8 protein-coding genes and 1 pseudogene are annotated in these 11,643 nt (G+C 59.0%); 6 read left to right on the top strand and 3 right to left on the bottom strand.

Features of this window, described 5'->3' with window-relative positions; genetic code table 11:
- Window positions 1-7 precede the first annotated feature (7 nt).
- The 3 genes and pseudogenes from FP026_RS04950 to FP026_RS04940 all read left to right on the top strand — a co-directional run.
- A complete protein-coding gene (locus FP026_RS04950; protein ID WP_149633501.1) occupies window positions 8-3,058 on the top strand; it encodes an efflux RND transporter permease subunit in 3,051 nt (1,016 codons plus the stop codon).
- Between the two features lie 11 nt (window positions 3,059-3,069).
- Window positions 3,070-4,290 carry an alpha/beta hydrolase gene (locus tag FP026_RS04945; RefSeq protein ID WP_246665240.1) on the top strand — a complete coding sequence of 407 codons (1,221 nt, stop codon included), beginning with the start codon at window positions 3,070-3,072 and terminating at the stop codon, window positions 4,288-4,290.
- Window positions 4,291-4,402: 112 nt separating this feature from the next.
- Window positions 4,403-4,749 (top strand): annotated as a pseudogene (locus tag FP026_RS04940) (ATP-binding cassette domain-containing protein); the annotation flags it as partial.
- 92 nt (window positions 4,750-4,841) lie between these two features.
- Here the strand turns inward: FP026_RS04940 and FP026_RS04935 are convergent.
- Complete coding sequence (locus FP026_RS04935; protein WP_149633500.1) at window positions 4,842-5,651, bottom strand: AraC family transcriptional regulator; 810 nt, start codon at window positions 5,649-5,651, stop codon at window positions 4,842-4,844.
- Between the two features lie 109 nt (window positions 5,652-5,760).
- Here FP026_RS04935 and FP026_RS04930 point away from each other — a divergent pair, with 109 nt between their 5' ends.
- Entirely contained in the window at window positions 5,761-6,651 is an 891-nt protein-coding gene (locus FP026_RS04930) for an NAD-dependent epimerase/dehydratase family protein (RefSeq protein WP_149633673.1), read from the top strand.
- Window positions 6,652-6,880: 229 nt separating this feature from the next.
- On the opposite strand, the gene FP026_RS04925 is transcribed toward FP026_RS04930, so the two are convergent.
- The gene (locus FP026_RS04925) at window positions 6,881-7,921 is read right to left on the bottom strand and encodes a zinc-dependent alcohol dehydrogenase family protein (protein ID WP_246665239.1); all 1,041 of its coding nucleotides are present in this window, start codon (window positions 7,919-7,921) and stop codon (window positions 6,881-6,883) included.
- A 29-nt stretch (window positions 7,922-7,950) separates the two neighbouring features.
- On the opposite strand from FP026_RS04925, the gene FP026_RS04920 reads away from it, so the two are divergent.
- On the top strand, window positions 7,951-8,919 hold the full coding sequence (locus FP026_RS04920) for a LysR family transcriptional regulator (protein WP_246665238.1): 969 nt from the start codon (window positions 7,951-7,953) through the stop codon (window positions 8,917-8,919).
- Between the two features lie 523 nt (window positions 8,920-9,442).
- Here FP026_RS04920 and FP026_RS04915 read toward each other — a convergent pair.
- A complete protein-coding gene (locus FP026_RS04915) occupies window positions 9,443-10,039 on the bottom strand; it encodes a TetR/AcrR family transcriptional regulator (protein WP_149633499.1) in 597 nt (198 codons plus the stop codon).
- Window positions 10,040-10,143: 104 nt separating this feature from the next.
- Between FP026_RS04915 and FP026_RS04910 the strand changes: the two genes are divergently transcribed.
- Window positions 10,144-11,583 (top strand): MFS transporter, encoded by a 1,440-nt coding sequence (locus FP026_RS04910; RefSeq protein WP_149633498.1) that lies wholly within the window; start codon window positions 10,144-10,146, stop codon window positions 11,581-11,583.
- The last annotated feature ends 60 nt before the right edge of the window (window positions 11,584-11,643 follow it).

Genomic DNA, 11,643 nt, shown 5'->3' with positions numbered 1-11,643 from the left:
TACCCCCGTGAAAAAATTCAACCTGTCCGACTGGGCGCTCGAACATCGTTCGCTCGTCTGGTACTTCATGATCGTCTTCATTCTGGCCGGCGCGTTTTCCTATATCAGTCTCGGCCGCGAGGAAGATCCCGCCTTCACGATCAAGACGATGATCATCCAGGCGCAATGGCCGGGCGCATCGGCCGAGGAGGTGACCAAGCAGGTCACCGACCGGATCGAAAAGAAGCTCGAGGAGCTGGATTCGCTCGACTATACCAAGAGCGAGACAGTTGCCGGCCAGACGACCATTTTCGTCGAACTTCTGCCGACGACCAAAGCCAAGGATGTCAATGCCATCTGGATGCGGGTCCGCAACATGATCGGCGACATCAAGGGGAATTTCCCAAGCGGTGTCGTCGGACCGTTTTTCAACGACAGCTTCGGCGACGTCTATGGCAATATTTACGCCTTCACCAGCGATGGGCTGACGCAGCGCCAGCTTCGCGATCTGGTCGAGGATGCGCGCGCAAAGGTGCTGACGGTTCCCAATATCGGTAAGGTGGACATTATCGGTGCGCAGGACGAGGCCATCTATCTCGAATTTTCGACGCGAAAGATCGCAGCGCTCGGGCTTAACCAGCAATCCGTCATCGACACGCTGCAGGCGCAAAACGCCGTTACCCAGTCCGGTTTCGTTGATGCCGGTCCCGAGCGCATCGCCCTGCGGGTCAGCGGCCAGTTCACGTCCGAGGAGAGCCTTCGGTCGATCAATCTTCGCGTCAATGACCGCTTCTTTCCGTTGACCGATGTCGCGACGATCAAACGCGGCTATGTGGATCCTCCGTCGTCGTTGTTCAGATATAACGGCCAGCCGGCAATCGGGCTTGCCATCGGCATGAAGACCGGAGCAAACCTGCTCGAATTCGGCAAGGCGCTCGACAAGGAGATCGAACAGGTCACGGCCGATCTTCCGATCGGCGTGGACGTCCAGCGCGTTTCCGATCAGCCCGCCGTCGTCGACGAGGCCGTGTCGGGCTTCACGCGTGCGCTGTTCGAGGCGATCGTCATCGTGCTTGCGATCAGCTTCATCAGCCTCGGCGTGCGCGCAGGTCTCGTAGTTGCCATCTCCATTCCGCTCGTGCTCGCGATCACCTTCCTCGTGATGGCCTATAGCGACATTTCCATGCAGCGTATTTCGCTCGGAGCGCTGATCATCGCGCTTGGCCTCCTCGTCGACGACGCCATGATCGCGGTGGAAATGATGGTTGCCCGGTTGGAGGTGGGCGATGATCTGAGAAAAGCGGCGACATATGTTTATACCTCGACCGCCTTCCCGATGCTGACAGGCACGCTTGTGACGGTCGCGGGCTTTATCCCCGTCGGCCTCAATACCAGTGCTGCTGGCGAATTCACCTTCACTCTCTTCGTAGTCATCGCAGTCTCGCTCCTGGTTTCATGGATCGTTGCGGTGCTGTTCACGCCGTTGCTCGGCGTCTCGATCCTTCCGAAATCCATGAAATCACATCATGAGCAGAAAGGGCGTTTTACACGGGCCTTCGCGTGGCTCCTGCGTGTGGCCCTGCGCTGGCGCTGGATAACCATCGGCGCGACAGTGGCGGTGTTTGCCGTCTCCATCGGCGGGATGAGCCTCGTGCAGCAACAGTTTTTCCCGTCCTCCGACCGGCCTGAGCTGATCGTCGATTGGAATCTGCCGCAGAACAGCTCGATTTCGGAGACGAACAAGCAGATGGCTAGGTTCGAACGCGAGATGCTGGCGAACAACAAGGACATCGATCACTGGACGAGCTATGTCGGCCAAGGGGCGCCTCGCTTCATCCTGTCCTTTGACGTGCAGACACCGGATGTCTCCTTTGGCCAGACCGTGATCGTCACCAAGGGGCTCGACGTTCGCGACAAGGTCAAAAGCGAACTGCAGGATTATTTGACCAAGACCTTCCCCGGAACCGACGCGTTCGTGAAGCTGCTCGACATCGGCCCCCCGGTCGGCAAGCCGGTGCAATATCGGGTCAGCGGTCCGAATATCCAGAAAGTCCGGGACATTGCCCATCAATTTGCAGGCATCGTCGGTCAGCATCCTTTGCTGTCCAACATGACATTCGACTGGAACGAGCCGTCGCGAGTCGTCAAGGTCGATGTCCTGCAGGACAAGGCACGGCAACTGGGCGTCTCGTCGCAGGACATTGCAACGGCGCTGAATAGCATCGTCGAGGGATCCGCGGCCACGCAGATCCGCGATGACATCTATCTCGTTGATGTGATCGGCCGAGCCGAAACCTCGGAGCGAGGTTCGATCGAGACGCTGCAGAACCTGCAGCTTGGCGGCTCCAATGGCAAGTCTGTGCCATTGTCTGCGGTTGCGAATTTCCACTACGAATTGGAGCAGCCGACGATTTGGCGGCGGACACGCATACCGACCATCACCATCAAGGCCGCAGTCGTCGGATCGACGCAGCCGGCGACGATCGTCAACGAACTGAAGCCGAAGGTCGACGAGTTCCGCAAGAGCCTTCCAAGCGGCTACCAAATCGTTGACGGCGGTTCGGTCGAGGAAAGCGCGAAAGCGCAGGGGCCGATCGTCGCCGTCGCACCACTGATGCTGTTCATCATGGCGACGATCCTGATGATCCAGCTGCAAAGCTTCAGCAGGCTGTTCCTCGTCTTCGCCGTCGCACCATTGGCATTGATCGGCGTTGTCGCGGCTTTATTGCTCAGTAATGCGCCGCTGGGGTTTGTTGCGATCCTGGGTGTCTTGGCACTGATCGGCATTCTGATCCGCAACTCGGTGATCCTCATCGTGCAGATCGAGCACCTTCGAAGCGAGGGCGTGCCACCATGGCAGGCCGTCATCGAGGCGACGGAGCACCGGATGCGGCCTATCATGCTGACGGCTGCTGCCGCAACGCTCGCGCTGATCCCGATCTCCAGGGAGATATTCTGGGGACCGATGGCCTATGCGATGATGGGCGGCATTGTCGTCGGTACGGTCCTGACGCTGCTCTTCCTCCCCGCCTTGTATGTTGCCTGGTTCCGAATTCCCCGCGACAGCGCGCAACCCTAAGAGGGGATCCGATGTTGAAGGTTGGAAGAACGGGCTTTGCCGTGCTGATGACCCTATCGGTAGTGGCGGGTTGTGCGGGGCGGCTGGAGAATGTTCTCCAGCCGCTTGCAGCGGCCACGCCGGACGCGAGCACCGTTGATATCATGGCGGCCACTACTCGCCGGCCGACCGACAAACCGGGCGAACTCTATTCCGGCGAGCGCGGAACGGCGATATCCTTCAATGATATTGTCGTTTCCATCCCTCCGGATCGAAACCGTAAAATCGGCGAGGTGCAATGGCCATCGCATGTGCCGGCCAATCCCGCGAAGGAATTCGCTGTTATGAAGGTCGGAAGGGTGGCGTCCGAGCGCGATATTTTTGAATGGTTCAGCAAGAACCGCAACGCCAAGCGGCAGGTCGTCATTTTCGTGCACGGCTTCAACAACACCTATTCCGATGCCGTCTTTCGCTTCGCGCAGATCATGCATGATTCTGGAACGGATGCTGCCCCGATCCTCTTCACCTGGCCCTCGCGCGGCAATGTCTTCGACTATCTTTATGACAAGGAGAGTACGAATTTCTCACGGCGGGCGCTGGAAGATCTGATCCTGCAAGCCGCTAGAAGTCCGGATGTCGGGGAGGTGACGATCCTCGCCCACTCAATGGGATCCTGGCTGACGGCGGAGGCATTGCGTGGCGTTGCCATGCGCAACAAGACAATTCCGGCAAAGGTGAAGAACGTCATCCTGGCATCACCCGACATCGATATCGACGTATTTCGCCGGCAGATGATCGAGATGGGGCCGCAACGTCCGCACTTCACGATCTTTTCCTCGACCAAAGATAAGGCGCTGCAGGTTTCCCAATGGCTCTCCGGCGGCGTCAGTCGCGTCGGCGGCTTCGATTCGACGCCCTATGCCGCGGATTTGGCCAAGCTCGGGATCACGGTCATCGATACAAGTTCCGTCAAACCGGACGATGCGCTCGGCCATAATACGTTTGCGGACAATCGCGATATGGTCCAACTGCTTGGACGGCGGTTGGCGGGACAATCGTTGGACACCGGACAAGTCTCGCTTGCAGATCGAGTTGGCATGGCTGCCGTCCGAACGGCGGACCTGGCGGGCTCCGCAGCAAAAGTTGCGGTCGCAGCTCCCATGTCGATTGTCAGCGACGATGCAAGGCAGGTGCTGAAACAGCAATTTTCCTCGGGACCCTCGCCTATCGTCGATGGGCGAATTTCCTACTAAGCTCCTTTATTGTTTGAAATTTCTAGGTTCGATCATCCGTCCTGCCGTAACCCGCCGGCTTTCGGGGCATTTCGAGTGTAATGGCAAGGCCGACGGCAGTGTACAGCGACGGCGAAGACCGGCTGCCCTCTCCGGTGGTCAGCGCCAGCGCGTGTCGATCGCGCAGGCTCTTGCCGCCCATCCGAAACTTTGATTTGCGACGAGCCGATTTCGGCGCTCGACGTCACCACGCAGGCGCAAGTTCTCGATCTGCTGGTCGATCTGCAGGCAAGGCTCGGTCTGTCGATGATCTTCATTTCGCATGATCTGGGCGTGATCCAGCACGTCAGCCATCGCATCCTCGTCATGAAACACGGGACTGTCGTCGAGGCCGGCTCGGTCGAAGACGTGTTCGAACGCCCCCAACACGCCTATACGCGCGAACTCATCGCATCCGTGCCGAGATTTGGCGATGGCTAGGGACAATCGAGCCGCCAGGCGCGCCCTGCAGTGATAAAGGAGGTCTGCATTGGAGCGCGGATTCGACGTCAGGCGACTTCGATTGCGATCGCTCAGGATCGTGATCGCTTCAAACTGCGGGGTGTTTCGCCAAGCTCGCGGCGCATCCAATGAGCCAGATGGGACTGATGGGCAAAGCCCGTCAGATGCGCCACTTCGCTGATACTGGAGTCGCCAGACAGCAACAATAACCGCGCCTTCTCGATCCGGCGGCGAAGCACATAGCGATGGACTGTTAGCCCGGTTGCAGCCTTGAACCAGGTCCTAAGATGTGAATTGCTGACGCCTGCAACCTTACTCAGCGTATCCAAGGAAAGCGGTGTTTGAATTTGGGCTTCAATGAAGTCCAGTACACGCTTCAGCTGGAGATCGGACAAACGGCTGCTTCTCTCGGGCCCCTTTTCCTTAAGTTCCAGCAAGCGAACCGCCAGCGCAACGCCGATGCTGTCGGCGAACAACGATCCACTTGGCGACCCCATCCGGAAGTCATTTTCGAGCGCGCGCGCGAGGTGCTCAATCCTTTCATCGCGAAGAAGATGGCGCGTTTCAAGCCGTCCGAGGCGTCCAGATCCCAGTTCAGTCGCGACGTTTTCAATCAAAGCGGAGGAGAGGCCAAGCTCCAGGGTATTGAACCGGGTCTCCGCCTCAAATCCTCCCTCTTCGCCAGCTGGTACCAAATCGATGTCGCCGGCCCGCCGTACGAAATATCTTCCAGCTTGGCCGCAGTAGGACCGCGTCGCCGCGCTGGCGTGAATGAGGACGCGATGCCGATTTGCGCGAGGCAGCTGAAAACTCCCTGCCTCAATCTGCAATGGCGTGACTGTAACGACTTTGGCCTCGGGCACAGCAGACTGCTCATGCATGGGAGCCTCAATGTTTAGCGGAACATGCTGACAATTTGGCGATTACCGCGCGATTTTCAATGCGATGCCTCGCAAACTGAACTGTATCGCGGTTGTCGAAAGGATTGACATGAGTACCTATGTTGTTGTGGGAGCCGGCCCGGTGGGTGTTGAAACGGCTCGTCTCCTTGGGGAAGAGGGGCATGATGTCGTTCTTACGAGCCGTGGCGTTGGCTCGATTGATCTCAAGCATGTGCGCACGGTTCAGGCAGACGCCACGGATGCGGCAGCGCTAGCCCGGATCAGTCAGGGCGCCGAGGCGATTTTCATGTGCGCCATGGCCCCCTATCATCGTTGGCCAACTGATTTTTTCCCGATCATGGACGGAGTCGTGCGCGCAGCGGAAATCGTCGGTGCAAAACTCCTCGTCCTTGGCAATGTTTATGGATATGGCGCGAATGCCACTGTCCCGCTTCGCTTCGATCAGCCTCTCGATCCGACCTCGCGCAAGGGAACGGTCCGAACCATCATGTGGCAGCGTGCCCTGCGTGCTGACGTCCCGGCCTTGGAAATCCGGTCCAGCGATTATCTGGGATACGGAGCGGTCACCTACTTTTCGCTTCTCGCTCTGCCTTCCCTGCTCGACTCGAAGCCCGTTGCGTTTTTGGGCGATCTCGACGCAAACCACGCCTGGACGTTCACGAAGGACGTAGCCAGGACTCTGGTGGCCGCTTCCTCGTATAGCGGAGAGTGGGGGCGCGCATTTCACGTTCCGTCGCAGCATGTCTCACCTCGGGAACTCATGCAGAGGACTGCGGCAATGCTCGGCAAGGAGCTTCCCGACATCAGCATTTACTCGCATGCTCAGATGGAGGCATTCGGCATGCATGAGCTAGTCGAGATGAGCTATCTGTTCGAAAGCCCGTTGCTCGTTGATTCCTCTGATTCCGAGGCTATCCTTGGTGTCGAGGCGCAGAGCCTCGATGCAATGATCGCCGACACGCTTCGCGATCAGAGTTAGGGACGCAAATTCCTATAGTCCGCGCGCAGGCATATCACGAAGGCCGTGGACTTCTAAGGAATTGGCACTGCGGTCACCACTACCGTACGGTGGACGTGCGTGACCGATAAGATCTTGCAACATTATATGGCCGAGATTGGATCGCGATCGAGTATCGTCCCGTCTCGGTCATAAGTCATTCTCAAAAGGCGATTGCTCCAGGCAACGAGCCGCCGTACAGGTGAGTGTCTCACCAGTCCAGTCGAATGGCGAGTTTCCCAAGAGGCCCCTTGGACTGTGCACGGTAAGCTTCTGCGACATTGTTGACACTGTATGTTTGGGCCACCACCGGTGCGATCTGGGCAGCGTCGATCGCCTTCATAGCCTTGCCGAAGTCCTCCGCCGATCCTGTATTGTTTCCTTGGACCCGCAGAGCCTTGACGATGATCGGCATCAGATCGATCTGCAGGTTCGTCCCTGTAACGAAGCCGATCGTGAAGATGACACCCCCATAACGGGTTGCGGCAAGCGACCGAACGAATGTGTCAGTTCCGACAGTATCGAGGACGAGATCAGCGCCCAGCCCATTGGTCAGTTCCAGAACCTGCAAATCCCAGTCCGATGAGCGGCTGTAATTGATTGTTGCGTCGGCGCCGAGCTTGCGCGCGAATTCCAACTTTTTATCGGAGGAAGAGGTGACGATCACCCGCGCGCCCCTGGTCTTGGCCAGTTGGAGACCCAAAAGCGAGACACCGCCTGTTCCGAGAAAAACTGCGGTGGAACCAGGACCGATATCAGCGCATACCAGTGCGTTCCACGCAGTCGTCGCCGCGATCGGAGTGGTTGCAGCGGCCTCCCAGGACAGATGATCGGCGATTTTAACGAGTGAGCCGGCATCCGCCGTTGCCACCTCGATCAGGGAACCCGGTAAGGTTACACCGCGGGTTACGCCAGCTCTTTCTGCCGTTCCTTGCCCGGCAAACCAGATAGCTTTCGGGTGCAAAGCAACACGATCACCAATAGCAAAGCCCGAGACACCGTCCCCGATTGCGATCACCTCGCCAACGCCGTCGGCGACTGGAATGAGCGGATAATCGATGCCCGGATATTTTCCCAGCGCGACGGCAAGATCGATGAAGTTGAGACTTGCGGCATGCATTCGGATCAATGCCTGGGCATGCCCCGGCGGCTGAGGGTCGGGGACTTCGGTTCTCGTCAGGTGATCAAAGGAAGGTCCATTTAGCGAAATTGCGTGCATCGGCGTTGTCCTTTCTTGGAGTTTGACCTGCACGAATATCGCTCCTGTGGAAAATATATGGAATGCCGGCAATTTGCAGTATATATCTGCATATTATGCAGCAATCTTTTCTCCCTGACATCGAGAGTTTAACGGCGTTTGTGGCCGTCGCCGAGGACGGATCGTTCAATGCGGCCGGCCGGCGGCTTGGACGTGATGCTACGGTGGTTTCCCGCCGTGTGCAGAACTTGGAGCAGCATCTCGGAGTTCGGCTTCTTGAGCGGTCCACGCGCAGCATCGCACTGACCGAGGTCGGGCAAATTTACCTTCAGCAGATCCGGCCTCTGCTTCAAGGGTTGATGAGTGCGGGCCAAGAAGCAGAACGATATTCGAATGGTGAGCCGCGAGGACGGCTTCGCCTGGCTTTGCCCGGTAGTTTTGGCCGGATGTGGCTGATGCCATTGCTCGTCGAGTTTCTCGACGCGTACGATGGCGTGACGCTTGATGTTTCGTTCTCGAATCGGTTCGTGGATCTGATCGGGGAGGGGTTCGATCTTGCCATACGCCTTGGGGTGTTGCCGGATTCGAGACTCGTGAGCCGCAAGCTCGCGGACAGAAAGCGAATGATTGTAGCGTCACGATCGTATCTTGAACGACATCCGGCACCCATGACACCGGGTGATCTCGCGAGACATGATTGTTTGATTTTTTCTGGAAAGCCTAATCCGTTCCTCTGGGAATTCATAATGCCCGGCGGCGATCAGCTTTCGGTTCCGGTTTCCGGTCCGTTTATATCGGATGACGCCGAGGCTCTGGTGCTTGCATCGGTCAACGGACATGGATTGCTTTACGCGACGGACTGGCTCGTTACCCGTGAGCTCAGCAATGGCCGCCTTGTCCCGGTTCTCGACAATTATCCGGTGCCTGATGAGGGGGGAATCTACATCGTGCATCCCTCGACACAGCACGTTCCCAACAAAACGCGGGCCTTCGCTGACTGGATTGCTGAACACTTTTCGCGGAGCTTGCCCTGGTTGGAGCGCGAACGATAGCGGCTTGCATAAATGATCGGAGCTCGGAATCCTGCAGAACTGTCAGCATTTGGACTGCCGGCATTTGGAAATTCAGCAAGTATTAAGAGGTCAAAACGGGTGATCTCTCGCTTCGGTCAATTGCAGGCCGTTATGCAAAGGGCAGGTATCGCCGAGGATCACGCGCAAGTGCGTCTCACTATGAGGGAGCAGCGGAAGGTCCGAATGTGGCGAGGGTGAAAGAGGCCATTGGAAAAATGTCTTGCTAATCGGCCCGGTCAGCCCGAAGCTGATGGGGAAGCGGCCCTTTTCAGACGGCATCAAGCGGCGCCGTCACGCCAAGCCGCGCATCTGCGGGAACAAATCTCATTCCGATCCCTGCAAGGCGACCGCTACGCTTCTTGACCCTGCAATTTCGCTCCGGACGGAAATGCATGAGGGACGAATCTCGATATCGAGCAAGGCTGACATCACGTCGGCCGGCCAGCCTCGGTACGTCTGTGACGAGCCGAACGCGCATGAACGTCTATGTCGATCCGGAACGTCATGAGGAAACGGCTTGAATAGCAAGCATGGCCGCCGGGATCATGGCCAGCAGGCGCGTTCGTGACACGCCGTCCCGCGCTTGCACGGAAAGACCGTGCAGGACGGTGGCATAGTAATCTCCAAGCGCCGGAGCATCCGTATCCGGGCGTAGTTCGCCTTCCGTCATCGCGCGCTTCAAACGTTCGACAAGCGAGGCGGTCCGGCGGCGGCGATAGTCGGCTAGAAATTCACGTACGCCGTCATTTTCAGCCGCGCAGTTGGTCGCGGCTGATACCACCATGCACCCTTGCGGCCGGTCCTTGCGGGTATAGGTTTCGACCGCTTCGCGCAGGCTGCGCTCTATCGCACGGGCAGCTGTCGGTTCCTCCGCCAGCGCGCGCGTGGCGAAGCCGCCTTCGCCTTCGTCGTAGAGCGCGATTGCTTCACGAAAGAGGGCCTCCTTCGATCCGAAGGCCGCATAAATGCGCGCCGAGGCGATCCCCAGCGTCTCCACCAGATCGGCCATCGACACGCCTTCATAGCCGCGCGACCAAAAGGCGTCGCGCGCCTTGGCCAATGCCGCATCCCGATCGAACTCGCGCGGGCGTCCCGCCATCGCTTTCTCCAATATTGAGTGATCAACAAATAATTCGCTTGACCGGCTGATGCAAGGCCTTATTCTTTAGTGATTGACAAAGAATCGTCGTAATGGAGTTTGACATGACTGCATCGGATCATGCCGCCCTCGCGCCGGCATCGGGCACTGGCGCGCGAAGGGGTGTCGCCCTCGCGCTGCTCGCCTTCGCTCAACTCATCTATTCGCTGGATATCAACATCGTTTTCGTCGCGTTGCCGGAGATCGGTGCCGGCCTTGGCTTCTCGAACCAAACCCTGCAATGGGTCGTGAGTGCCTACATGGTGTTCTGCGGCGGCTTCCTGCTGTTCGGTGGCCGGGCGGCCGATCTGATCGGCCAGCGGCGCATGTTCATCTTCGCCCTCTGGCTATACGGGCTATCCTCACTCGCCGGCGGGCTTGCATGGTCGCCGGAAGTCATCGTGGCAGCGCGTGCGGTGCAGGGCATCGGGGCGGCGTTTTTGTTTCCGGCCACCCTCTCGCTCATCAACCGCCTGTTTGCCGAAGGGCCGGAACGCAACCGGGCCCTGGCCGTATGGGGTGGCGCGGGCGCAAGCGGCCTCAGCATTGGTGCGCTGGCCGGTGGTTTTCTAACCGCCACCTGGGGCTGGCCGGCCGTATTCTATGTCAACGTTACGCTGGCCGGCATCGCCATCATCGCCGCTTTCTTCGCCATTCCGCGGGATCCGCAACGGCATGAGCGCCGTAGCTTCGATCTGCCTGGCGCGCTGACGGTGACGGCCGGCGCGACGTTGCTGGTCTTCGCGCTGGTGGAGGGACCGGAAATCGGCTGGACTTCATCGGGCGTAATCGGGGCGCTGGTCCTGTCGGGGATCTTCCTCGTAGCCTTCGCCATGATCGAGGCGCGCAGCTCTGACCCATTGATGCCGCCGCGTCTGTTCCGCAACCGCAGCCTCATCGCCGGCATGACAATTACCTTCCTCTACATGGGCACTTGCGGCGTGCTGCCCTATTTCCTGACAGTCCTGTTTCAGGACGTGCAGGGGCTGACCGCGCTCCAGACCGGATGGGCCTTCCTCGTGCCTTCCATCTCCATCGCAGCGGGCACGCAGGCAGGCGAGCGGCTGGCGACGCGGCTTTCCACCCGCGCGACGCTAATTGTTGGCATGGTCGTGGGCACAGTCGGCACGGCGCTGCTCATTCCGGGCTCCGATGTGAACAGCCCCTATCTTGCCATCGTGCCGGGCCTGATCGTCTCAGGCATCGGCCAGGGCATCGTCTGGACCGGCATGTGGATCGCCGCCGCTTCCGGCGTACACCACGATGAACAGGGCGTCGCATCCGGCATGGCTTCCACGACGCTAAGCGTCGGAAACTGTGTCGGGCTGGCCGTCCTGATCGCCATAGCCAACGGTTATGCGGCCGGATCGAGCGGCCTCTCGTCGGCAGCCGCGACGGCAGAGGGCATCAAGCTCGCTCTCTGGCTTGCGTCCGGCGGCCTTCTCGTCAGCCTCCTCTTCGCTTTTGCTCTGCCCGGCACGGCGACGAAAGCCGAAGAGCGCTGAGCTCAGCCAATGCGGAGATCCCTTTCAGGAACGAGCTTGCGGCATTTCCATGCTGATCCC

Source organism: Martinezella tropici (genome assembly GCF_008370325.1).
GTDB classification, from domain to species: Bacteria; Pseudomonadota; Alphaproteobacteria; order Rhizobiales; family Rhizobiaceae; genus Rhizobium; species Rhizobium tropici_B.
This window is presented reverse-complemented; position numbering and strand designations above follow the sequence as displayed.

Excerpts from the sequence above, each read along its gene's own strand:
- FP026_RS04930 (WP_149633673.1), top strand. The coding sequence starts at position 5,761 with ATGAGTACCTATGTTGTTGTGGGAGCCGGCCCGGTGGGTGTTGAAACG.
- FP026_RS04945 (WP_246665240.1), top strand. The coding sequence starts at position 3,070 with ATGTTGAAGGTTGGAAGAACGGGCTTTGCCGTGCTGATGACCCTATCG.
- FP026_RS04915 (WP_149633499.1), bottom strand. The coding sequence starts at position 10,039 with ATGGCGGGACGCCCGCGCGAGTTCGATCGGGATGCGGCATTGGCCAAG.
- FP026_RS04910 (WP_149633498.1), top strand. The coding sequence starts at position 10,144 with ATGACTGCATCGGATCATGCCGCCCTCGCGCCGGCATCGGGCACTGGC.
- FP026_RS04920 (WP_246665238.1), top strand. The coding sequence starts at position 7,951 with ATGCCGGCAATTTGCAGTATATATCTGCATATTATGCAGCAATCTTTT.
- FP026_RS04935 (WP_149633500.1), bottom strand. The coding sequence starts at position 5,651 with ATGCATGAGCAGTCTGCTGTGCCCGAGGCCAAAGTCGTTACAGTCACG.